The organism is Treponema berlinense (assembly GCF_900167025.1).
GTDB classification, from domain to species: Bacteria; Spirochaetota; Spirochaetia; order Treponematales; family Treponemataceae; genus Treponema_D; species Treponema_D berlinense.
In genome coordinates, this window is record NZ_FUXC01000001.1 from 131,480 (window position 1) to 154,774 (window position 23,295).

18 protein-coding genes are annotated in these 23,295 nt (G+C 40.8%); 15 read left to right on the top strand and 3 right to left on the bottom strand.

The window, feature by feature from the left end; genetic code table 11:
• The 5 genes from cdaA to truA are packed head-to-tail and all read left to right on the top strand — an operon-like array spanning window position 1 to window position 3,985.
• A complete protein-coding gene (gene cdaA, locus B5D47_RS00570) occupies window positions 1-816 on the top strand; it encodes a diadenylate cyclase CdaA (RefSeq protein WP_078929793.1) in 816 nt (271 codons plus the stop codon).
• Window positions 794-1,843 carry a CdaR family protein gene (locus B5D47_RS00575; protein ID WP_078929794.1) on the top strand — a complete coding sequence of 350 codons (1,050 nt, stop codon included), beginning with the start codon at window positions 794-796 and terminating at the stop codon, window positions 1,841-1,843. Before cdaA ends, B5D47_RS00575 begins: the two co-directional genes overlap by 23 nt.
• Entirely contained in the window at window positions 1,843-2,232 is a 390-nt protein-coding gene (acpS, locus tag B5D47_RS00580; protein ID WP_078929796.1) for a holo-ACP synthase, read from the top strand. Before B5D47_RS00575 ends, acpS begins: the two co-directional genes overlap by 1 nt.
• A gap of 33 nt (window positions 2,233-2,265) precedes the next feature.
• Window positions 2,266-3,171: a DUF2225 domain-containing protein gene (locus B5D47_RS00585; protein WP_078929798.1), complete on the top strand. Its 906-nt coding sequence runs from the start codon at window positions 2,266-2,268 to the stop codon at window positions 3,169-3,171.
• Window positions 3,172-3,211: 40 nt separating this feature from the next.
• Complete coding sequence (gene truA / locus B5D47_RS00590; protein WP_078930132.1) at window positions 3,212-3,985, top strand: tRNA pseudouridine(38-40) synthase TruA; 774 nt, start codon at window positions 3,212-3,214, stop codon at window positions 3,983-3,985.
• Window positions 3,986-4,093: 108 nt separating this feature from the next.
• Here truA and priA read toward each other — a convergent pair whose 3' ends face one another.
• Complete coding sequence (priA, locus tag B5D47_RS00595; protein WP_078929800.1) at window positions 4,094-6,136, bottom strand: replication restart helicase PriA; 2,043 nt, start codon at window positions 6,134-6,136, stop codon at window positions 4,094-4,096.
• A gap of 2 nt (window positions 6,137-6,138) precedes the next feature.
• On the bottom strand, window positions 6,139-6,933 hold the full coding sequence (locus tag B5D47_RS00600) for a uracil-DNA glycosylase (protein WP_078929802.1): 795 nt from the start codon (window positions 6,931-6,933) through the stop codon (window positions 6,139-6,141).
• Between the two features lie 143 nt (window positions 6,934-7,076).
• Here B5D47_RS00600 and B5D47_RS00605 point away from each other — a divergent pair, with 143 nt between their 5' ends.
• The 3 genes from B5D47_RS00605 to B5D47_RS00615 all read left to right on the top strand — a co-directional run bounded on the left by B5D47_RS00605 (window position 7,077) and on the right by B5D47_RS00615 (window position 11,946).
• Window positions 7,077-8,315 (top strand): glycosyltransferase, encoded by a 1,239-nt coding sequence (locus B5D47_RS00605; RefSeq protein ID WP_078929804.1) that lies wholly within the window; start codon window positions 7,077-7,079, stop codon window positions 8,313-8,315.
• 7 nt (window positions 8,316-8,322) lie between these two features.
• Window positions 8,323-10,026, top strand: a complete 1,704-nt coding sequence (locus B5D47_RS00610; RefSeq protein ID WP_143592563.1) for a hypothetical protein — start codon at window positions 8,323-8,325, stop codon at window positions 10,024-10,026.
• Between the two features lie 90 nt (window positions 10,027-10,116).
• The gene (locus B5D47_RS00615; RefSeq protein ID WP_078929808.1) at window positions 10,117-11,946 is read left to right on the top strand and encodes a hypothetical protein; all 1,830 of its coding nucleotides are present in this window, start codon (window positions 10,117-10,119) and stop codon (window positions 11,944-11,946) included.
• 112 nt (window positions 11,947-12,058) lie between these two features.
• Here the strand turns inward: B5D47_RS00615 and thiI are convergent, their stop codons facing one another.
• Window positions 12,059-13,303 (bottom strand): tRNA uracil 4-sulfurtransferase ThiI, encoded by a 1,245-nt coding sequence (thiI, locus tag B5D47_RS00620; protein ID WP_078930133.1) that lies wholly within the window; start codon window positions 13,301-13,303, stop codon window positions 12,059-12,061.
• A 294-nt stretch (window positions 13,304-13,597) separates the two neighbouring features.
• Between thiI and B5D47_RS00625 the strand changes: the two genes are divergently transcribed.
• The 7 genes from B5D47_RS00625 (at window position 13,598) to B5D47_RS00660 (ending at window position 23,280) form a co-directional block, all read left to right on the top strand.
• Complete coding sequence (locus B5D47_RS00625; protein WP_078929810.1) at window positions 13,598-13,984, top strand: C-GCAxxG-C-C family protein; 387 nt, start codon at window positions 13,598-13,600, stop codon at window positions 13,982-13,984.
• Between the two features lie 129 nt (window positions 13,985-14,113).
• The gene (locus B5D47_RS00630; RefSeq protein WP_078929812.1) at window positions 14,114-16,093 is read left to right on the top strand and encodes an AMP-dependent synthetase/ligase; all 1,980 of its coding nucleotides are present in this window, start codon (window positions 14,114-14,116) and stop codon (window positions 16,091-16,093) included.
• A gap of 240 nt (window positions 16,094-16,333) precedes the next feature.
• Window positions 16,334-17,389 (top strand): hypothetical protein, encoded by a 1,056-nt coding sequence (locus tag B5D47_RS00640; protein WP_143592564.1) that lies wholly within the window; start codon window positions 16,334-16,336, stop codon window positions 17,387-17,389.
• Window positions 17,390-17,455: 66 nt separating this feature from the next.
• Window positions 17,456-20,674, top strand: a complete 3,219-nt coding sequence (ileS, locus tag B5D47_RS00645) for an isoleucine--tRNA ligase (RefSeq protein WP_078929816.1) — start codon at window positions 17,456-17,458, stop codon at window positions 20,672-20,674.
• A complete protein-coding gene (locus B5D47_RS00650; RefSeq protein ID WP_078929818.1) occupies window positions 20,661-21,560 on the top strand; it encodes a hypothetical protein in 900 nt (299 codons plus the stop codon). Before ileS ends, B5D47_RS00650 begins: the two co-directional genes overlap by 14 nt.
• 15 nt (window positions 21,561-21,575) lie before the next feature.
• On the top strand, window positions 21,576-22,613 hold the full coding sequence (locus B5D47_RS00655) for a uracil phosphoribosyltransferase (protein ID WP_078929819.1): 1,038 nt from the start codon (window positions 21,576-21,578) through the stop codon (window positions 22,611-22,613).
• A complete protein-coding gene (locus B5D47_RS00660) occupies window positions 22,546-23,280 on the top strand; it encodes a tetratricopeptide repeat protein (RefSeq protein ID WP_078929821.1) in 735 nt (244 codons plus the stop codon). The genes B5D47_RS00655 and B5D47_RS00660 overlap by 68 nt, the downstream gene beginning before the upstream one ends.
• Window positions 23,281-23,295 lie beyond the last annotated feature (15 nt).

Consider the following 23,295-nt stretch of genomic DNA (forward strand, 5'->3'; position numbering starts at 1 on the left):
TTGAACGGATTTGAAAATCTTCTTCATATTTATGATTTTATACGGCCGTTTTTAGATATTGGTGTAATGGCCTTTATTTTGTACAAGGCATACGAAATAATTGTAAAAACGAATGCCCTTCAGATAATAAAAGCCGCGATTGTCGTTGCAATGGCCTATGCTGTGGCGCTTTTGCTTCATCTTTCAATGCTGCTGTGGGTTCTTCAAAAACTTGCTCCTGGACTTGTTGTCTGTTTTGCGATTGTATTCCAGCCGGAACTTAGAAAGGTTTTCTTAAAGCTTGGACAGAGCCAGTGGTTCACTTTTGGAAACCGCTCAAGGCATACTTATGTCGATACCGTAATCATTGCCGCCGAAATGCTTTCAAAAATGAAGAGAGGCATGCTCGTAGTTTTTACACGCCATACCAAAATTGATGACATTATCGAAACTGGAACACGTCTTGACGCAGACCTTTCAAGCGCTCTTCTTGTGACGATTTTTGGTCATGACACGCCTTTGCATGACGCCGCCTGCGTCGTTCAGAACGGAAAAATAATCGCCGCAGGCTGTTTTTTGCCTTTGAGCGAGCAATATGATATTAAAAAAACATTCGGAACAAGACACCGTGCCGCCCTCGGAATGAGCGAAATAAGCGATGCCGTTGTTCTTGTCGTTTCAGAAGAGTCTGGAGCGGTTTCTCTTGCTTACGACAGCCAGCTTCACTACGATTTGAACCCGAACCAGATTACAAAACAGCTCGAAAAACTGTTGGAAATGACGCCTGCGCAAAAAACGATAGAGGACACAATTGATGAAAATAAAGGACTTTATTGAAAAAATTACGGAAAACTGGCCGGTAAAGGCGAGTTGTGTTCTGCTTGCAATATGTATTTACGTTTTTTATACGCTTTCGCTTCAAGATTCCAGGTCTTTTACAGTTCCTTTAAAGATAAAAAACGGTTCAGGAATTGTGCCGGTAAGTCCGTATCCTGCAAATGTAAAAATCAAGTTAAAGGGAAAGACAGAAGATATTGCTTCTCTTCAAAAAAACAACTTTTCCGCCTATCTTGACCTGAACTATCTGCCAAAAGACGGAGTTTACAAGCTTCCTGTTCTTGTTGAGCTTCCTCAGCAGGCTCTCTTGCTTGATACACTTGAAGTTACAGTTTCGCCTCAGGAAGTCAATTTAAAAGTTGAGGAAAAAATTTCAGCCTTTGTGCCGGTTTTGCCTCTTATAAACGGAAGTCCTGCTCATGGCTATGAGATAAAAAATATTACTGTAAAACCAGACACGGTTGAACTTACAGGACCGCGCTCGATGGTTCAAAACTGCACGAGGCTTCAGACAAAGGCTGTTTCGGTAAAAAATGCGGATAAAAGTTTTGCTTCTCCTGTTTTGCCAGAAAATCCGGGCTCGTATTTAAAATTTAAAAATAATGAAGAAAAACTTACGGTTACGGTCGAAATTGCGCCTGTCGTTTCGGAAAAAAGTTTTTCTGTTGAGATGATAGATGTAAAATCTTTGCCTAAAGAATTTGTGGTTTCCTCTCAAAAAAATTCTGGAATTTTGAATTTAAGCGGAAAACTGGTCGATTTAGAGAAATTTAGCGTTTCTCAGGGTTCGCTTTTTGTAAATGCGTCGGAGATTTCTGAACCTGGAATTTACGAGCTTGATGTAAAAGCGTCAGTTCCTGCAAAATTTACAGTTCAGGATTTTTCTCCTAAAAAAATAAAAGTTGCCGTAGAAAAAATCAAGGTTGTAGATGAGCTTGAAGAAAAAGTTGGAGATGTGATTACTTCTCCGGTGAATGAAATTCTTCCAGAAAAAATTGAATTGACAGGCGGACAGTCAGGCGAATAATGGTTTACGGAATTGGAACGGACATTTGCGAAGTAAGAAGGTTTGAAAAGTGGCTCAAAAAACCGGATTTGTTTTTGCGTTTTTTTAACGAAAATGAGCAGTTTTCCGGTGATTTTTGTCAAAATGAAGGAGCAGCCTGCCGTCACTATGCGGCCCGTTTTGCCGCAAAAGAGGCTTTTTCCAAGGCCATGGGAACAGGATTTACCGGCCTGAGCTTGAATGATTTTTATGTTGCCAAGGATAAAGCCGGAAAACCGTTTTTTGAATTTGGAGAAAAAACTAAAAAAAATCTTGAAGCCAATATAGGAAAGGACCTCAATATTCAGCTTTCTATAAGCCACGAAAAAGAATATGCAGTTGCTTTTGTTATAATCGAAAAATTGAGTTAAAATACTTTTATAAAATAAAATTCTGGAGAATCTATGTTGTACCGCAGTTCAAAAAAAGTTGAAAATCCTGGAAAAAAGCCAAAGATTTCCTATTGGTCAAAAAACAGATGCCATTGCCCGGTCTGCCAGAACAATTTTGAGCGTGAGGAAATGCTTTCCGGTTCTGGACGAATGATTGCCGGAGAACTGACTGACGAACTGCACCGCGTTTTTGAGCCTTCTGCAAAATACGGTCAGATTTATCCGGTGATTTATTCAATCGGAGCCTGTCCAAAATGCCATACTGCGCTTTTTTGGAGCGATTTTGAAGAAATTCAGGATAATAATTCTCTCAATGCGCTTTTGGCGGACAGCAAAAACCGCAAAGAAATTGTAAACAACATGTTTCCTTATTATGAATTGACGAGAGAACGAAACCTTCTTGACGGAGCGGCAATGTATTATCTTGCGCTTCTGTCTTACGAAAAAGTGGATCTTTCGTATGCGCCGACAATGAAAAGGGCGATAATTTCGCTTCGTTTGGCATGGATTTGCCGCGATTTGCAGAAAATTGTTCCTGAGCATAATTATGACTATGCGGCCGAAGTTTTTTACAGAAAAGCCCAGTTTTTTTACGAGCAGACTTTGATTAACGAGACTCAGAGAATCGAAACGATTGCAAAAATTACGAATTTTGGACCTGACATAGACAAAAATTACGGTTACGACGGCGTAATCTATCTTAATTCGCTTTTGGAATACAAATACGGACAGAAAGAAGACATGCAGATGCGCTATAAAAAACTCGATGCAAACAAGCGTTCTATTGCCCGAATTTTTGGACTTGGAAAATCTTCAAAATCAAAACCTGGACCGCTTTTGGAAAAATCTCGCGACCTTTACGACAAACTGACGGCAACCTTAAACGAAGCCAATGTTATTTCGGTTGACGATGAATAGACTTTTTTGAAAATTCAATTTGCGAAAAAAGGCGGTTATTTTGCGTAATATACTTTTGACTATTTCTTATGACGGAACCGATTTTTGCGGCTGGCAGCGGCAAGATTTTGCAGATAAGGGAAAAGCTGTCAGAACTGTCCAGCAAACTGTGGAAGATGCGCTGGAAAAACTCCATAAACAAAAAATTTCTTTGCAGGGTTCCGGAAGGACTGACAGCGGAGTCCATGCTTTTGCTCAGGCGGCGAATTTTTATTCTCCGGTGGATTCGATTCCGATAGAAAAATATCCTGTGGCTTTAAACTGTTTTTTGCCGGACGATGTGCGGATTATGAATGCAAGGGTGGTTGACGAGAATTTTTCTGCCAGAAGAAATGCAACGAGCCGGGTTTACAGATATTTTATAAATACGGGAAAACCTTTTGCAAGCCAGATGAGATATGTCTGGCCGATTCATTACAGACCGGATATTGAAAAATTGAATAAGATGGCCGAATGTCTGCATGGCGAAATTGACTGCTCGACTTTTGCCGCGGCCGGCGACCAGAGCGTTTCGATGTTCCGTTATATTGATGATGCGCATTTTTTTTATGAAGGCGAAAACCTTGTTTTTCAGATTGAAGCGAATGCCTTTTTGTGGAAAATGGTCCGCTCGATTACAGGAAGCCTGATTTATTTTGAGCGTATGGGAAAAGATGCTGAATTTTTTAAGAAAGTTTTGGAAAGCAAAGAACGAAAAAATGCAGGTCCGACGGCTCCTGCAAAGGGACTTTTTTTGCACGAAATAAAATTTGATGGAACCAGGCGTCATATTTGAGCTTTTTTCTGCGCCAGGAACATGGAGGGCGGCGAAGCCGGTGCAAAGCACCGAGGGCACCGAAGCCCGTAATACTCCGGCCCGCAAAAGCGGGTGGCGCCCAAAAATTTAAAGAAGGTTTACAGGATCCACGTCGGTTTCGATGTAGACGTCTGTCGGGCGCGAATAGTTGTAAAAAAGACCAGCTGCTGCTTTTTGAAGAATTGTTATGTCCTGTCCTTTTAAAATGAGCTGCCAGCGGAAACTTCCTGAGATTTTTGAAAGCGGACACTCGGCTGGACCGAGAATTTCTGTGGAAGCGACCTTGTTTTTTTGTTCCTGCGTAAAATCAGGCGAGATTTTCTGGTTGTAAAGGGCGTAAAGTTCGTTTCTGAGAATTGATGACGCTCCTTCTGCGGCCTCGACTGCCTGTTTTTCTGTCGGCGCCCTGAAAACCAGACGGACAAGGCGGCAAAAAGGCGGAAAATTGAGCATCCGTCGGTTATTTATTTCCATTTCGTAGAATTTTTGCGTCTGATTGTTTACCGAAAAGAGAATAGGCTCTCGTTCTGGCGAATATGTCTGTACGAGGACTTTGCCGTCTGGAAAAAATCTTCCTGCGCGGCCGGCAACCTGCGTTATGAGCGAAAATGTGCGTTCTGCTGAGCGGAAATCCGGCAGATGAAGGGCTGTGTCCGCAAGAATTACTCCGACCAGTTTTAAGTTTGGAAAGTTGAGCCCTTTTGCGACCATCTGGGTTCCGAGCATAATGTCGTATTCGTTGTTTTTAAAGGCGTTGATTTTTTCCTGCAGCTCGCCTTTTTTTGTAAGGTTGTCCGTGTCCATGCGCACGATTTTTGCATTCGGAAATTTTGCCTTTACTTCGGATTCTATAAATTCTGTTCCAAAGCCCGAATAGCCTGCATCAAGAGAGCCGCATTGCGGACACTGCTGTGGCGGCGTTGTGCTCCAGCCGCAGTAATGGCAGCGAAGACGGTTTTCTGTCTTGTGGTAGGTAAGGCTTACAGAGCAGTTTTTGCATTTTAATTCAAATCCGCAGGAGCGGCAGCGGTAAAAGTGGGTGAATCCTCGGCGGTTTAAAAACAGGATTGTCTGTTTTTTTTCTGCAAGGGTCTGGTTTATTTCGTGCTCGAGCTCGCGCGAAATGCAGAGAGTGTCGGCCGGTTCGTTTTTTAGGTCGACTGTTTTGATTTGAGGCATTTTTCCGCCGGCCAGGCGTTTTGAGAGTGTGTGCCTGGCGATTGTCTTTTTGTTCATAAGATACCAGGCTTCAACGCTCGGTGTCGCCGAACCCATTACAAGAGGAATTTTCTGTTTTTTGCAGCGGTACATTGCAACCTGTCTTGCATGGTAGCGCGGAGTTGAGCCTGATTTGTAGGAGCCGTCGTGCTCTTCGTCGATTATTATAAGGCCGAGGTCTGGAACTGGAGCAAAGACTGCGCTTCGCGCGCCGATTACGACCCGTGCCTCCCGGTTTAAGATTCTGTGGTATTCGCTTAATTTTTGACTTGGAGTTAGACCTGAATGAAGAACGGCCGCCGTCTGACCGAATCTTTTTACGACTGCCTCGATAACTTGCTGTGTAAGGCCGATTTCCGGTACAAGGTAGATTACGCCTTTTTTTTGGTCAAGGATTTTTTGCGCGCATTGAAGAAAAACTTCCGTCTTGCCAGTGCCTGTCGGCCCGTAAAGATAGTGAAGGTTTGTCTTTGACTCTGGCGAAAGAATTTCTTTTACGGCTTTTTCCTGTTCTTCGCTCAAGACAGCCGCTTTTTCCGAAGAAATTTCATCTACGAACGAAAATCCTCCGGCATCGGTTTCGCGTTTTGCAGAAGGAAGCATGGCGCTTACTGCTTCGCCGATTGCGCAGATGTAATATTTTGAAACCCAGAATGCAAGTTCAATCAGTTCCGGAGTTAAAAGCGGCTTTTCGTCAATAACTTTTGTGATTGGCCGGATTTTTGATTCTTCGATTGGAAAATCTGTCGGAAGATTTTCAAATTCGCCTACGACGCAGCCTTTTGTTTTCCGTGCCCCGAATTTTATTTCAACCCTGCATCCGATTCTTGAAATTCCGGAAGGTTCTATGTTGAGGTAAGTGAATGTCTGGTTTAAGGGAACGTTTAGCGCAACCTGAAGATATTTTGCCATTTTTATTGTTTTACGTATGGAATATATTGGCTTTCGTAGCCTGGGTTTAATTCAAGCAGTTTTGTCTTAAAAAATTTCAAGTCTTCCCATGCAAGTCTTTTAAGTGAAATGTCTCTCAAAAGCGCGCTTGGATGGTAAGTTACGCAGACTGGAATATTTTGATATTCAAAAAACTGTCCGCGAAGCTTTGTAACTCCAAATTCGGTCTTTAAAAGGTTTTTTGCAGCGACTGTTCCTACGCAGAGAATTGCCTTTGGTTTTAAAAGCGCAATCTGCGCCTGCAAAAAAGAAGAACACGCATCTGCTTCTTCAGGATAAGGATTTCTGTTTTGAGGCGGACGGCACTTTACGATATTTGCAATGTAAACGTTTGAAATTCGGCTCAAATTGATTGCGGCGAGCATCTTGTCTAAAAGTTGTCCTGCTGGCCCTACAAATGGAAGTCCCTGCATATCTTCTTCAAAACCAGGTCCTTCGCCGATTACAAGGACAAATGGAGAAGAAACTCCTGTTCCCGGAACTGTGTTGTGGCGGGTTTTTGCAAGCGGACAGCGTGAGCACTGGGCGATTTTTTCGATTACGTTTTGCATCGACTGCGGCAAAATCTGATTTGAGCTTTTTGTATTTTCCTGAGGCTGAATTTTTTGTTGTGGCTGCTGTTTTTCTTGAAGTTGAATTTTTTCATCATCCTTAAAAAACGGAGCATTTTCGTCAAAACTTTTAGATTTGTAGCCCAGAATAGAATCTGATGCGGTTTTTAAAAGCGAATAAATCTGCTGTTTTTGTTCTGAAGTCATATAAATTAAGTTTATAGAATTCTCTGGAAAAATTCATCCTAAAAACATTAAATCTGCGGTTTTAAAGCAAAACTGTCCGTCATTCGTCATCTGTCATTCGTCATCTTGAAGTTGACGTTTTAATTGAGTAAAATGTAGATTCTATGAAAATAGCAATGTTTACAGACGCCTATTTTCCGAGAATCAACGGGGTTTCTGTTTCAGTAAAGTCTTATGCAACGGAGCTTTCAAGGCTTGGCCACGAAGTCTGCGTTGTCTGCCTTGAATATTCTCAGGAACAGCAGCGAAGCTCTTTTTTTAACGAAAAAGAAAGCGATGCAACTGCGCCTTTTAAAATCCTCCGTATTCCTTCAACCTCAGTTGTTTTTTCGAAGGAAGACCGCATTGTGCGTCTGAATACCTGGCATTATCTCAAAAAATCTCTTGATAAATTCAAACCGGACGTAGTTCACCTGAATTCTGAATGGACTATCGGCTATTTGGGGTCTATTTATGCACGTCACCGGAAACTTCCATGCGTTTTTACCTTTCATACGATGTGGGAAGATTATCTTTCAAATTACGTTAATTTTTTGCCGGATATAAGTCTTCGCAAAATCGGTGCAGGAATCGTAAAATATTATCTTAAGCGCGCTGACGAAATAATTGCTCCAACCCAAAGAATTGCTTCTGTCGTTTCAAGATACGGAATTGATAAGGTGCCTGATATTCTTCCAACGGGAATCCCCGAAGAAAAATTAAAATATTCGATAAAGCGCGGAATGGCGGTTCGTTCCAGACTTTATTCAAAATGTCCAGGAATAAAAGGCAAGAAGATCCTTCTTTTTGTTGGCCGTGTCGTAAAAGAAAAAAACTGCGCTTTTCTGCTTGATGTTCTGCGTGAAATTCAAAAAAAGAATAAAAAGACTGCTGTTTTATTTGTTGGAAACGGTCCTTACCTTGAAGAGCTCAAGGAATTGGCAGAAAATCAAAATTTGACGGATTCAGTTTTTTTTACAGGTTACATTCCCGGCGAAGACCTGATATATTTTTACAGAATGGCAAGCGTCTTTACCTTCCCGAGCAAAACAGAAACCCAGGGACTTGTTACTGTAGAAGCCATGTTGAGCGGTCTTCCTGTTGTTGCAATCGGAGAATTGGGAACTGTTGACGTAATGCAGGGCGATAACGGCGGATTTATGGTAAAAGACGATGTGAATGAATTTGCCCAAAAAGTCCAGCTCCTTCTCGAAGACCAGAATCTCAGAAAAGAAAAATCTCTCGAAGCTAAGTCTTGGGGCGCTAAATGGAAAATTTCTTCCTTGACGCCAAAACTTGTCGAATGTTACGAAAAGGCTGTTGCCGTAAAAACTTCAGAAAAAAATGGATTAAAAAATGAATAAAAGGGTTATGAAAAAAATATTTTCAACTGTTCTTTTTTGCGGAATTTCGTTTTTTGCTTTTGCCCGCGGAGATCAGGAACTTGTGGAAGCCGGACACTGGATTTACGACTCAATCGAAAACCTGTGCATGGAAAGCGGAATTGTAAATTTTGCAGATTCTGAACCGGCTTTAATTTCTGAGTTAAAACTTTATTTGCAGGAAATTGATTTTTTTAAGTTGAGCGAAGCCGGCCGTGCAGAACTCAAGAAAATTCAAAACTATTTTGAATATGAGCAGATTGGCTTAAAATCCGGCCTCATAAACTTTGGAATAGAGCCTTCTTTTAACCTTTCTGGTTTTTACAAGACGAATGACGATATTGACTGGGTTTATGACAGATATGAGCGCAAACCGTTCATTTTTGTTCCTTTAAATTTTACAGTTTCGGACTTTGTCACAATGAAGATGGATATTCTTCTTGGAATGAATAAAAACAATGCGGTAAAAAATGACATATACTCAAATGTTCCTTTTTCGGCGGATGCAATCGACATCAACTTTCCTGACACCGCATATTTTTCGATCGGACACAGATTGACGCAAAAGACAGGAGTTTCTTTTCAGATTGGAAAAGGAGCTAGAAATATCGGAAAAACGCTTACGGGTTCAATGATTTGGTCTGAATATCTTACCGGAGCTTCTTATGCCCAGCTTTCGATTTATTCTCCAGACATAAAATACACAGGAATTGTAAGCCAGTTTAACGTTGACCGCTATATGTACGCGCATCAGTTTGATATAAGGCTTTTTAAGAAACTGACAATTACGGCTCTTGAGGGCATTTTTGTAAATGCTCCTGTTGAACTGCGCTACTTAAATCCTTTTACGATTTTTCATGGAATGGCGCCGTGGCGTGAATATCCAGACGAAGGTGATGATTCTTATGACAGGGAAAGCCATACCGGCGCATATCTTGGCATAAAGTTTCAGTTTACTCCTGTTTCAAATTTAAAATTCTACGGTCTTTTTGCCATGACACAGTTTCAGACTTCTTACGAAACTTCCAATTATCCAGACGACACGACGCCGAACGCAATGGGCGGCCAGCTTGGAGGAAGGTATACACTGCCAGTTTCAAAAGGACGTTTTACGTTTGCTCTTGAGGGAAGTTATGCCCAGCCTTATCTTTACATAAAGGAAAGTCCGAACTGGTCCTTGGTCCGCACATACGCCGAAAACATGGGAAATAAAAAATATCCGTTCTACGAATGGATTGGTTCTCCTTTTGGTCCTGACACAATCAGCGGAGAGCTTGACATGGGATACGAAGTTCCTGAAAAATGGGCTTTGAACTTTATCTATCTTTTTATGGCAAGAGGCGAAATGTCCGGAACAAGTGTATTTGACACAATGGTAAGCGACGGAAAATACTTGTGGGGAGGAGTTCATACAAATGATGATTATCCTGACGGCTGGTGTTATCCTGGAAGCAGTTCAAAAGGAAGTTCAGTTTTTCCGTCATTAACTGCAAAGGACCTTCAGTCGCTTGTAACTCCGACCGGAACTCCTGAGTTTGTAAACAGAATTTCAGTCCGCGGAACATACAATTTTTCGTCAAAAATCGAATGTGCCTTGCAGCCTTCCTTTGTGTTTATATTCAACAAGGGACACGAAGAAGGGAAAAAAGCCGCTGGACTTGAAGTTGCCGGAGCGTGTTCGATTAAATTGTAAATTGTTTTAAGCTGGAGATGTTTGTTTAAGGAATTCCTGAAAATAAAAAGCTGGAATGTCCTGATATAATTTTCCAAAACGAGGATTTTTATGAAAAAAGTTTTGCTTTCTGCAGTTTTACTCGCAGATTTGTTCTGTTCATTTGCCCAGGTAAGTGTAGATCCGACGGACAGATTTTATTCTCAAGCCCAGGGCTGGGAATTAAAAGGCTATATTTCGGCTCTTCCGCAGATTCGTCCTTATCCTTCAAACCTTATAAAATCTATTCTCGAAGAAGTTATAGACAAGGGCGACAAACTTGACCGCGAATTTGCGCTTTATGAATATGAAAGAATTTTCGGAAAATCTTTGAATCTTTATGTTGCTGGCGACGGAGAATACAAGGCTTCGCAAAACCTGACGGAAGAAACCGACAAAGGAACAAAAAATGTAAAGGGCGAGGGCGGAATTGCCGGAGAAATAGTTTTTAATCCGTATATTTCTGCTGGCTACGACCTTGGAATGTATGCGGAAGTTACAGATTACGAAGATATTGCTCCTCTTTACAAAAACAAGGCTCCGGATTCAGTGTTTGACTCTTCAAGCATTGGACCGATTGCTCTTTACCTTGACTGGAACACAAACGTTGCTGTCGGCACAAATGAATATTATGCAATTGCCGGACTTAGCAAAACAGGCTACGGTTCATTTTTGAACGACGGACTTGCCCTTAACGACACTTCTTTTCATTCTGCAAACCTTATTATGAACGTAACCAGAAAAAAGTGGAGTTATTCTTCTGTTTTTGAAATTATTGGCGCGACGACGAACAATCCTTATGAATACAGCGACCACAGCGACGGAAAATACCTTTCGTTTCATTCTATAAACTACCGCTTTAATGATTTTATCAATGTTTCTTATTACGAGAACATTGTTTTTGGTCCGAATATGAACATTTCGTATCTTTTTCCTGTTCCGTACATGCCGATTCAGAATATTGGAGGCGCAAATGACAATTTGCAAATGGGACTTGTGCTCAATATAAAACCAGCAAACGGACTTTTGTGGTCGACAGATATTTTTGTTGATGATATTGAAGTGAACGACATTGTAAAACTTAATTTTGACACAAAAATCCGCGTGGCAGGGCAGACAGGACTTGTTTTTGCTCCGTCAAACACATCTTGCAAAAAAATCGGACTTAATTACCAGATTGTTTTGCCTTATATTTATGCACACTGGGAATACGGAAGCGATGATTCGGGAGAAATTTCCGGGGCTACTGCAAACCGCCAGAATTACACGAACGCAGGAGTGAATATTGGTTCTGCGCTAGATCCTAACTCCGACAAGGTTTCGTTTTATGCGCAATTTTCTCCAAAGCCGTTTATGAGATTTGGTTTTGCAACGAATTTTATCCGCCATGCAAATTCGGCGGAAGCATTTGACGATGACGACGCGGCGGAATATGTTCTTGCAAAAGAGGGCCAGTATGTGACAGACGGCTCTGCCTACATGCACCAGATGTTTTCTGACCCGGACGGAACTTCTGGAACACACGTCGATCAGGCCTGGGAAAATCTCGGATTTATGACTTCAGACCACAAGATGGCTGTAATGCAGGCTGGACTTACAGCCGAGATTGACCTTCCAAAGACAAGAGGCGGACAGCTTACTTTCCTTGCAGGCTACACCTTTGAATATGTAAAAAATTCCGGAGTCAATAAAAATATTTATAAGGGCGGAACCTTTACTTGGGATTATAAGACAGAATCTGATGGTAGCAAGACTTATTATCTTAATGGTGAAAAGATCGAAAAAACAGAACTTTATGCAAAAGCTAAGGAAGAAGCAGCTAAGCAAAAGAGCGAATGGATTGAAAATTTAACCGACAGGGTAAATCACTATTTTACGCTCGGTTTTAGATATACGTACTAGAACCGGGGCGTTGCGGGGTGTCCCCGCAGAGAGGGGAGCGGCTTACGAAGTTTGCCGCGAGGGGAGAGACTTCTCCCCTTATAAACTTAAAAGCTTAGATTTTCGAGGAAATTTATTTTTCCCTTGGAATCAAGACTGCGTGGTCTTTTGAAAGTTTTTCTGTATTTTCTTTTGTTCCCCAGTTTTGAGCAACAAATCCTGTGGCTTCAAATCTCATAAGTTCCCTGTTGTTGAACGCTTCTTCGATAAGAGAGTCGACCTCGAGGCTTTTGAAAATTTCCTGGGCTTCGTCAAGCGGGGCGCGCAGAACTGGATGTTTTGGACTGAAAAGCACGCAGCAGTCTTCGTAAGGCAGGATTGAAGTTTCGTAAGTGCCGATTTCTCTTGCTGTTGCAATGATTTCTTCTTTGTCCAGACCAACGAGCGGTCTTAAAAGCGGAAGTCCGCAGGCAGATTCGGTCACAGCCATATTTTCGACCGTCTGGCTTGCAACTTGACCGAGGCTTTCGCCGGTGATAAGGCAGTCAGCGCCGATTCTTTTTGCGAGCATAGTTGCAACTTTCATCATGCACATGCGGAGCATAAGAGTTGTATAATTTTCTGGAGATTTTTTCTTAATCTGCATTTGAACCTGCGTAAAAGGAATTGTGTTCAAGTGCAGCCTTATTCCATAGCCGCTTACAATTTCCGCAAGTTTTTCGACTTTTTTCTGTGCTTCCTCGGAAGTGTAAGGATATGAGTGAAAATAAACGCATTCAACCGTCATTCCGCGGCGAATCATTCTGTAACCGGCAACCGGACTGTCAAGACCGCCGCTCAAAAGTAAAAGTCCTTTACCCGAACAGCCGACAGGAAGTCCACGGCAGCCTTTTTTTGAATCCGAATAAACGTAAACTTTGTCGCGCACTTCTACAGTAAAAATAACGTCCGGCGAATGAACGTCTACGTCGAGAAGTTTTTGTTCGTAGACTAGATTTCCGGCTTCGCGCATAATTCCGTAACTGTCAAGTTCAAAACTTTTGTCGCTTCGTTTTGCTTCGATTTTAAATGTTTTGGCACCGCGTTTTTTTTCTGATTCTGCAAGTTCCAGAACTTTTTTTTGAATTGATTCAATGTTTTTGCCGCAGACTTCGGCCTTTGCCCAGCCTGTGATTCCTGTCAAATGGTTAAGTGTAAATTCAACGGCAGGACAGGCGCTTTCATCACATTCAATATAAAGCCTTCCAAAATTTAAGTGAACTTTTGCTTCGACCGACAGAAGATAAGATTTTGCGTTTTGAACCAAAAGCTTTTCAAATGATTTTAAATTGGAGCCTTTTAAAGTAAGCTCGCCAAGTTTTCCTAAATATGTAACCATAAAATCAATATAACAGAAAAAAAAATCTTGTTCCATTAAAAATTGTTCCGGTAAGGTTTTGAAGTTTTTTCAATTTTTATATCCGATTTTCAAGACTTGTGAAATCTTTTGTCTTGTGAAATCTTTTTTTTGCGATGTATTTTTTTGAATTTTGTGCTATTCTTCCGTAGGAGGTAGATAAAAATTACATCCTTGTAATTTTTATCATTGCAGTTTGCTCAAGCAAAGCTTTCACAAACTGTGATTCTTGCCATCCGTGGCTCGCCGCTAACGCGGAGTTTTATAGGAGGCATAATGAATTTAGAAGAACGCGCTCAAAAAGCGGCTGAATTAAAGGCGACTGGACAATGCAACTGCACTCAGTCGGTGCTGAAAGTTTTTGAAGACACTCTTCCGCTTTCTTCTGACGATTTGATGAAAAGCGGTGCTGGTTTTGCCGCCGGAATGGGCTGTATGGAAGCCACATGCGGCGCCTTAATCGGAGCCGTAATGGTTGCAGGTTTTTTGACTGGAGGAAAAGGAACTCCAGTTGCCGCAAAAAAAATACTTTCGGACTTTAAGGAAAAATGCGGCGCAACTCTCTGCCGTGAGCTAAAAGGCCTTTCAACAGGAAAAGTTCTTTGCGAATGTCCTGACTGCTGCAAAAACGCGGTTCTTTCGCTTAAAGAGCTTGTTGATTAAAAAAATGAATTACAAAAATGTGGACAAGGCATCAGTTTGAAAAAATCATCTGATGCCTTTTTTTTGTTTTTACATGTCAAAACTTTTTGCTTGTCAAAATGACATATTTTGTGATAATGTCATATTATTATGATTGAAAAAATTTTCCCTGATACTACATTTGACAAAACACTCGGAAAAAACCTTCCGATTCTTCTTAGAGAAAAAACTAAAAAAAATCCGAACTTGACTTTGCAGGCCGTAAAGAACAAGAGCGGAGTTTTTGTCCGCTACAGTTATTCCCAAGTTTATCAGCATGTTCTCGAAATGGCGCACAGCCTTAAAAAACTCGGAATTAAACGCGGTGAGCATGTTGGACTTATGAGCGACAACCGCCGCGAATGGCTCATTGCCGACTATGCGCTTTTAACTCTCGGCGCAATCGACGTTCCTCGTGGATGCGATTCAATGGGCGTTGAAATTCGCTTTATCCTGAATTTTACCGAATGTAAGGTAAGTTTTTTTGAAAACGGCAGACAGCTTGAAAAAGTTCTCGAAAAAGTCGAGGAAGTCCCTCTTTTAAAGACAGCTGTTCTTTTTGACTATCCGGATGAAAAACTTATTGAAAAGGCAAAATCTCTCGGAATTGAAGTCGTAAACTACCACTTTTTGGAAAGTTCTGGTGTGGAAATTACAAAAGAGGAATGGAAAGAGCTCGAAGACTCAATGGAAACTATTTCTCCGGACGATACGGCGACGATTATTTTTACTTCCGGCACGACAGGCGTTCCAAAGGGAGTTCAGCTTACTCACGACAATTTTATTGCACAGTGCGAAGTTGCCCATCACTGTCTTGGACTTATGCAGAGAGGAGACATGTGGCTTACGGTTCTTCCAATCTGGCACAGTTTTGAGCGCGCATTCTGCTATATGGTCGTTGCAATGGAAGGCGGATTTGCCTATTCAAAGCCGATTGTTTCCGTAATGCTCAGCGACATGGCTCTTATTCAGCCTCAATGGATGAATGCCGTTCCACGCCTTTGGGAGTCGGTTGCGCAGGGACTTTTCCGCGAAATCAAAAAACAGAGCGGAATCCGTCAGTGGGAATTCAACACGGCGGTATTTATCGGCAAACAGTTTTACAAGGCAAAAGAACTTGTTTTTGGCTTAAGATGCCGCTATCACTGGTATCCGCGCTTTTTGGACACCTTGCTCGGAATTCTTCCGTATATTATCTTATGGATTCCTCGTTTTGTAGCCGAAAAACTTGTTTTTAAAAAATTGCGTGCAAAATTTGGCGGAAAAATGCGTGCCGCGATTTCTGGCGGAGGCGCGCTTCAGCCTTCTACCGAAAGTTTTTTCCATGCAATCGGATTTAAACTTATGGAAGGCTACGGCATGACAGAAACATCTCCGGTTCTTTCAGTTTGCAATTCAAAAAAGCCGCGTTCAAACAATGTCGGCCAGATTTTTCCGAGCAACGAGGTCAAAATCGTAAAAGAAAAAAACGGACAGCCGGTTGATTCAAAACCTCTCAAACCGGGCAAACGCGGTCTTGTAATGGTAAAAGGCCGTCAGGTAATGAAAGGATACTACAAGCGTCCTGATTTGACGGCAAAAATTATCGATAAAGACGGCTGGCTCAACACAGGCGACCTCGGCATGATAAGCTGCGACAAGGAATTAAAAATCGTCGGCCGTGCAAAAGACACGATTGTCCTTCTTGGCGGCGAAAACATCGAGCCTGTTGTAATCGAAAATGCAGTAAACGCCTCACCGCTTGTTGAACGCTGCGTTGTTCTTGGACAGGATCAAAAATACATAGCAGCGCTTATTTGTCCAGACCAGGCAAATGTAATCGCTTACGCAGAGGAAAACTCAATTTTTTACGACAATTACGAGAATCTTCTCGAAACAAACGAAATTCAAAATGTTTTCCGCACAGAAATCGACATGCGCGTAAATGCAAAAACTGGTTTCCGTACCTGTGAACGCATTTTTAAGTTCGGACTTTTGCACCAGAGTTTCCAGCTCGGAAAAGAAATCAACGCAAAGCACGAACTTATGCGCCATTCAATTTCCGAAATCTACAAAAAAGAAATCAAAAAACTGTTTTCCGAAAAAAAATAGACAAAACAGTTTTTAATTCAGGGCGTTCCCTTGCAAAACTAAAGTTTTGCAAGGGGCAGGCTATTCGCACTTCACCGTCTTCGCGGTTCATTCCTTCACTTCGTTTCGGAACTGCTCCGCAGGTGCTCCTATCCTTAACGCAGAAAAATCAGGCAAAATTTTACACAAACCGTTCTGGCAAAAATCTTTTGGCATCAACTTCTTATAGAAAAATTCTTTTTTTTTATTTATAATTTTTTTGTGAAGAAAGTTATTTTTCTTTTGTTTTTTTTTGCCGTTGTTTTTTCTTCTTTTGGACGCGACTATTCTCATTTTTCAGAATATTCTTCGGAAGTTCCGGCCTTGCTTGAAGGCGTTTGGCAGGGCAGCGACAGGCTTTTGCTTTTTTCCGGAAAAAATTCCTCTTTTGCCTGCGTTCTTCGTGTCTTTTATCAATGGTATGACGACCGTGCCGCAGAAAGCGGACAGTTTGCCCAAATTTCAAGCCGGGACAGAAACAATACGGGCGCAATTCATCCGGAAAACATCTCGATAGACTTTAAGACGATTTTTGAAAATTCCTCAAAAACGGCGGCTGCATTTGAGTTAAGGATAAAATATCCTGCGCTAAAGGATTATGTTTATATTCCTCTTGCTGTCGTCGACGGAAAAATCTTCCTTAATTTTTTTATACGCGAAGCCTTTTATGAAAACCCTGTTCTTGCAGGCGAAAATTTTAATCAGGAAAATCTACTGTCAAAAAGTAATTTTTCTGTTTTAGATACGGAAGTTTTTTTCTTAAAAGATTTTTCCGCTGCTTCCGGAATTACTATTTCGCCTCCTGTTATAAAAAACGAGCTTTTAAGTTATGTCGTGGACGGCAAGAATTTTTATCCTGTTCGTTACTGGCTTTCTCAAATGGAAGAATCCGAAGACCGTGCCGAACTTTTTGATGGAAAAAAAACATTCAGCCTTCCAAAATTTATTCAGGCTGCCGGAAACCTTTATACCTGCACAACGGGACGAAGTTCAAAAATCCGCAACGTAAAAAAAATTGAAAATTTTCCAGTTAATTTTATTGCTGATGATGACAAAAAAATTTACGCTTATGGAAAAGAATATCTTGTCTATGTTCCAGGAACTGGAAATTATGAGCAGATTTTAAATATTGCTGAAAAAAACAATCAGCGCCGCCATCCGCCTTCAGCTCCGATTTTTCCTGTCAAAGAGCCTGAATTCCGCTGGAAAGAGATTTCCGACATTGAAGTTTATGATGTGCGTACTTGGTCAAAACGTAACCTTGATATTCATAAATAATTGTATAAAATGCCAAAAATCATTATACTCGATAAATAAACTACAACAAAAAGAGGGCAGACGACTGTGTATACTCCAGTAAATCCAAAGCCAGATTTTCCTAAACAGGAAGAAGAAGTTTTAAAATTTTGGGAAAAAAATGATATTTTTAAAAAATCGATCCGTCAGCGCGACAAAGCGGAAGAATTTGTTTTTTTTGACGGACCTCCGTTTGCAACAGGACTGCCACATTTTGGACATTTTATTCCGTCAACTATAAAAGATATAATTCCACGCTACCAGACTATGAAAGGCAAAAAGGTTGAGCGCCGTTTTGGCTGGGATTGCCATGGTCTTCCAGTAGAAAACCTTATTGAAAAAGAACTTGGAATCAACTCTAAGCACGAAATCGAAGCTTATGGAGTTGCCAATTTTAACGAAAAATGCCGTGCTTCAGTTTTAAAATACACTTCAGAATGGCGAAAGACAATCACAAGAATGGGCCGCTGGGTCGATTTTGACAACGACTACAAGACCATGAATCCTGATTACATGGAATCAATTTGGTGGGTTGCAAAATCTTTGTGGGAGAAAGGTCTTATCTACGAGGGAAAATATATTCTTCCGTACTGTCCTCGTTGTGCAACTGTTCTTTCTACTCACGAGCTTGCCCAGGGATATAAAGATGTAAAAGATACGGCTGTTACAGTTCGTTTTAAGATTACAAAAGCTCCTCAATCAATTGACGACAAAGATTTGGAAAACGGCAGAACCTATTTTATTGCCTGGACAACAACTCCATGGACTTTGCCTTCAAACCTCGGTCTTTGTATGGGTCCGGAAATTGACTATGTAAAGATTCTCGATAAAGAATCTGGAGATTTCTATATTTTTGCAGAAGCCAGACTTGCTTCTTATTACAAAAATTCTGAAGATTACGAAATCATCTACAGACGCAAGGGAAAGGACTTTATCGGTGCGAAATATGAACCGCTTTTCCCTTATTTTGCAAATCTTTCAGATCCTGCTGAGTGCGAAAGAATTTCAGGACAAAAATGTTCTGAAGGCGCCTTCAGAATGTTCAATGCAGCCTATGTTTCTACGGAAGACGGTACAGGTATTGTTCATATTGCTCCTGCTTTTGGTGAAGACGATAACCTGTTATTTAGAGGAAGCGGAGTTCCTAACGTTGAGCCGATTGACGCAGAATGTAAATTTACTTCGGAAGTTTCTGACTATAAGGGAAGATTTGTAAAAGAATGCGACAAAGATATTTGCGACCGCTTAAAGGCAGAAAAAAAACTTGTAAAAAAAGAACAGTATGAGCACTCATATCCTCATTGCTGGAGATGTTCTTCTCCTCTTATTTACCGTGGAATTGGTTCCTGGTTTGTTAAAGTTGCGGACTATCATAAGGAACTTTTAAATTCAAACAGCCAGATTAAATGGCAGCCTGCGCACATAAAAGAAGGCCGCTTTGGAAAATGGCTCGCAGGTAGCCGTGACTGGGCTGTAAGCCGCAACCGTTATTGGGGAAATCCAATTCCAATCTGGAGATGTGATGATCCTGACTGTGGAAATAAAATCTGTGTAGGTTCAAGACAGGAACTTAAAGAACTTTCTGGAACCTATCCTGAAGATTTACACAAGCAGTTTGTAGATAAAATTACTTTTGAATGTCCAAAATGTAAAAAAGGCACGATGCGTCGTATTCCGGAAGTTTTTGACTGCTGGTTTGAATCAGGTTCTATGCCTTACGCTGAACAGCATTATCCGTTTGAAAACAAAGAATATTTTGAAAAGCATTTTCCGGCAGACTTTATTTCAGAAGGTCTTGACCAGACACGCGGCTGGTTCTACACACTTACGATTCTCGCAACCCACTTGTTCGGTCGTCCGGCATTTAAGAATTGTATTGTAAACGGCCTTGTGCTTGCAGAAGACGGACGCAAAATGTCTAAATCTCTGCGCAACTACACTGACCCTGTCGAAGCTATCAACAAATTTGGTGCCGATGCGCTCCGTCTTTTCCTAACTCATTCTTCTGTAGTTCGGGCAGACGACCTTCGTTATTCTGACAATGGTGTTCGTGAAGTAATCAAAAACATCATAATTCCAATTTGGTCTGGATACAATTTCTTTATCAGTTACTCTAACGTAGAAAACTATAAGGCGACAGGCCATTATTTTGACGGCAAAACTCCTGCAAATCCAATGGACCGCTGGATTATTTCTGTTGCTCAGAAAATGGTAAAAGAAGTTACAGAAGCCTTGGATGATTATGACTTGAGCGCTGCAATCGATCCTATTGTTGACTTTATCGACGAAATCAATAACTGGTATATCCGCCGTTCAAGAAAGCGTTTTTCCCGCAACGAAGACCGCAACGACATGATTGAGGCTTTTGAAACTCTTTATACTGCTTTCAGAACTTTCTGTCTTGTTGCTTCTCCTTTTATTCCGTTCCTCGCCGAAGAAATTTGGCAGAATTTAAAACTTGAAGGCGACAAAGAATCAGTTCATCTTATGGACTATCCTGTTTATAACGAAAAATTGCGCGACACAGCCCTTGAATTCAAGATGGCTACAGTACAGAAAGCTGTTTCTATGGGACGCTCTCTTCGCAACCAGTTCAATTTAAAAAACCGCCAGCCGCTTCTTTCTGCGGAACTTGTCACAAGAGATCCGGAAGAGCGCAAGGTTCTTGAAAGCATGGTCGATGCAATTGCCGAAGAATTGAATGTTAAAAAAGTAAATTTCCACGAAAGGGAAGATGAGCTTGTTCACTATTCTGCAAAGGCAAATTTCCGCGTGCTTGGAAAAGAACTTGGTTCAAAAATGAAGGTTGCCGCAGGAATTATCGCAACACTCAAAAATGAGCAGATTTCTGATATTCTTTCTGGAAAAAATGTCGAAATTGACGTTGAGGGCCAGAAAGTTGAACTCAACACTGAAAAAATCATTGTTGAGCGCACAGAAAAAGAAGATTTGAAAGTTCTTAACGACGGAACGATTACAATCGGTCTTGAAACAAAGGTTACAGACGAGCTCAAAAAAGAAGGCTATGTAAGAGATCTTATCCGCGGAATTCAGTCAATCCGAAAAGATCAGGGACTGACAGTTCAGGACAAAATCAATCTTAAACTGAGTGGCGATTCTGAGTTAAAATCGGCTTACGAAATGTTCGCCTCATTGATTTCTACATCAACACTTACAAACGAGCAGTCTTGGGTAGAAAAAATTGACGGTGCAAACGAAATCGAGGCAGACGATAAAATCTGGAGAATTTGCGTTGCAAAAGCGTAAAAATTTAAAGTGCTTTCAGAAAATTTTATTTTCTGTCTGCACTTTTTTTTCTGTATTTTTAATTTTCTCCTGTAAATCTCCGGTTCAGTTGGAGCAGGTTGAGCCTTTAAAACTGATTGATGGAGGTTCGCCGGTTATTGTTTATATTCCTGTTTCTGCCAGCAAAACTTTTGTCGAATATGCGATGACCGATTTTTTTGATTTTTCGCAAAAAAATGTCCAGTCCATAGTTTCCAGAATGGAAAATATTGCCCTTGCTTTGGATTCTGACGAAAAAATTCAGATTGCAGTTGAAGGCTCCTTTCCAAAAGCTGGAATAAAAATGGCTTTTTCTGAAAAAAAAGGCTGGAATACGCAGATTATAAAGGGAACTAGTTTTCCTTTTGCAGTTTATTCTTCAGCTGCCGTTCCTTTTAAAGTTGCTTTTCCTGATTCAAAAACTTTTGTTGCTTCCGAAAATGTTTCAAAAATGCTTGCCCGCTACGAAAGAGAGCAGAATATTTTTGAATTTGGCGAAAACGGAAAAAATTCTCAAGATTCTCTTTCAGATGAAATTTACGATTTTTTGACCGACAACAATGCTTCTCAGATTCGGTTTTATTCACAAAATCCCGGAAACCTTTTCGGAAAAATTGTCGGAAAGACGATAAATCTCGGACTAAAAAGTCTTTCCGGTTCATTGGAAGCGTCAAAAGCCGATGAAAAATTTGCGCTTGTTCTTAATCTTGAGCTTTCAAATCCGGCAATTGCAAAGGCTGCAGTCAAAATGCTAAAAGTTGCCTTGTTCCCGATTCCTGCAAAAATTGTGCAAAAAGGCGCTTCTCAGATTCAACTTTCGGATATTTCATTATCATATAATCAGCTTGGAAAAATTTTAAGGCAATAGCTTTTAGGAGGAACTATGAAAAGCAGCGAAAAAATTATTCTTAAGGCGGAAGACCTTGACGGCTACTTAAAGGAACAGGATTTTAAAGATATAAAACTTTTGGAAGATATGTACGGACAGACGCTAAAGTCTTTTGAGCCGCTCGACAAACAGAATGTAATCGACAGCTTTGACAAAATGGGGCACGAGCTTCAGCGCATTTGCAGCGAGCATCCGCGTATTAAGGTTTTTTCCTTTGAAACCGAATCTGGAAGCCATGCGGAAGCCAGCCGCGTAATTTCAAAGCTCCGCGATATAAATACTGGACACCAGGAATTTATCTATTACGTTCAGCGCGCATACGAAATGCTTTTCCGTCTTGCCTTTACAGACCATTCAGAAAATAACAAGGGACACATTGTCGTAAAAACTCCGGTTACGTTCCCTGCCCAAAATTATGCGGTTCATAAAATTCCTGATATTGATAAAGAAATTGAAAACTCCGTAATGTGCGTAATGTTGCGTGGCGCGCTTTTGCCAAGCATCATCATGTCAAAAGAAATCGAAGAATATTCCAGCCACAAATATGTGACTCCGTTTGCGCTTTTTAAGATTAACCGCGACGATTCAAAAAACGAAGACAATATGGAATACATTCTCGACCTAAAAAAATCATTCTTTAATCTGGAAGATCTCGATGGAAAAGATTTGATTTTTGCAGACCCGATGAATGCAACAGGCGGTTCTCTTGTTACAGTTGTAAAATATCTTCAGCAAAATGGTGTAAAGCCAAAATCAATCAAGTTTTTTAATGTAATTTCCGCATTAAAAGGAAGTCTTCGCGTAACGCGCGCCCTCGAAAACTGTACTTGCTATACTTTGTGGCTCGACCCGGTTTTAAACGAAAAAGCATATATCATGCCTGGACTTGGCGATGCTGGAGACCGCCTTAACGGCTGCGATAAAAAAGACAATCCACGCAATATTATTCGTCTGATTGCAGATTATGGTTCGAATATTTCGGAGCTTTACCGAAATCAACTTGCAAAAATCGAAGAAACTGTTCTTGACTAGGAAATTGAAAAAGTACAGATTTTTTTCCGCAGTTTTTGTTTTCTCGGCAATATTTTCATTTTCTTCCTGCCAGAGCGAATATTCGTTTCGGGTGCCGGGAGAAAGTGAAATTATCACGACGAATATTTCCTTAGAATATTTTGCAATTGCAGACGAATATTTAAATTTAAAAAATTATCAAAAGGCGGTTCAGTATTATAAACTTGCCATGAAAAATAAATCGCTCAATGCAGCCGCTTACTATAAGCTTGCAAGAAGTTATGCCTTGGCAAAAGATTATGAATCTGCCGAAAAATGTTATACAAAGCTTCTTTCTGTTGATCCAGAAAATAAGGATTTGCAGATTTCTCTTGCATATATAAAGGGAATGAGCGGAAAAACCGAGGAAGCGACGCGGCTTTATAAAGAATTGATAGAAAAATTTCCGAACGATTCTTCTCTTTTGGAAAATTATTTAACCTTGCTTTTGTTTTCGGAAAATCTCGAAGAATCAGAAAAACAGTATCAGATTCTGTCAGAAAAATTTCCTGACAATGCAAACCTTCAATCCCTTTCCGACAAGATTGAAAAACTTCGCGAAAAACTCCAGCCTAAAGAAGAAACAGAAAGTCCTGCCGACACTCCAGAAACTCCTGTAAAAGAACCTGAAAAAACTTCTAATCTTTAGGCAGAGTGATAAAAA

What these genes read in the sequence shown, in the direction of transcription:
- B5D47_RS00575 (WP_078929794.1), top strand. Translation starts at nt 794, where the DNA reads ATGAAAATAAAGGACTTTATTGAAAAAATTACGGAAAACTGGCCGGTA.
- acpS (WP_078929796.1), top strand. Translation starts at nt 1,843, where the DNA reads ATGGTTTACGGAATTGGAACGGACATTTGCGAAGTAAGAAGGTTTGAA.
- B5D47_RS00585 (WP_078929798.1), top strand. Translation starts at nt 2,266, where the DNA reads ATGTTGTACCGCAGTTCAAAAAAAGTTGAAAATCCTGGAAAAAAGCCA.
- priA (WP_078929800.1), bottom strand. Translation starts at nt 6,136, where the DNA reads ATGGCAAAATATCTTCAGGTTGCGCTAAACGTTCCCTTAAACCAGACA.
- B5D47_RS00600 (WP_078929802.1), bottom strand. Translation starts at nt 6,933, where the DNA reads ATGACTTCAGAACAAAAACAGCAGATTTATTCGCTTTTAAAAACCGCA.
- B5D47_RS00605 (WP_078929804.1), top strand. Translation starts at nt 7,077, where the DNA reads ATGAAAATAGCAATGTTTACAGACGCCTATTTTCCGAGAATCAACGGG.
- B5D47_RS00610 (WP_143592563.1), top strand. Translation starts at nt 8,323, where the DNA reads ATGAAAAAAATATTTTCAACTGTTCTTTTTTGCGGAATTTCGTTTTTT.
- B5D47_RS00615 (WP_078929808.1), top strand. Translation starts at nt 10,117, where the DNA reads ATGAAAAAAGTTTTGCTTTCTGCAGTTTTACTCGCAGATTTGTTCTGT.
- thiI (WP_078930133.1), bottom strand. Translation starts at nt 13,303, where the DNA reads ATGGTTACATATTTAGGAAAACTTGGCGAGCTTACTTTAAAAGGCTCC.
- B5D47_RS00625 (WP_078929810.1), top strand. Translation starts at nt 13,598, where the DNA reads ATGAATTTAGAAGAACGCGCTCAAAAAGCGGCTGAATTAAAGGCGACT.
- B5D47_RS00630 (WP_078929812.1), top strand. Translation starts at nt 14,114, where the DNA reads ATGATTGAAAAAATTTTCCCTGATACTACATTTGACAAAACACTCGGA.
- B5D47_RS00655 (WP_078929819.1), top strand. Translation starts at nt 21,576, where the DNA reads ATGAAAAGCAGCGAAAAAATTATTCTTAAGGCGGAAGACCTTGACGGC.
- B5D47_RS00660 (WP_078929821.1), top strand. Translation starts at nt 22,546, where the DNA reads ATGGTTCGAATATTTCGGAGCTTTACCGAAATCAACTTGCAAAAATCG.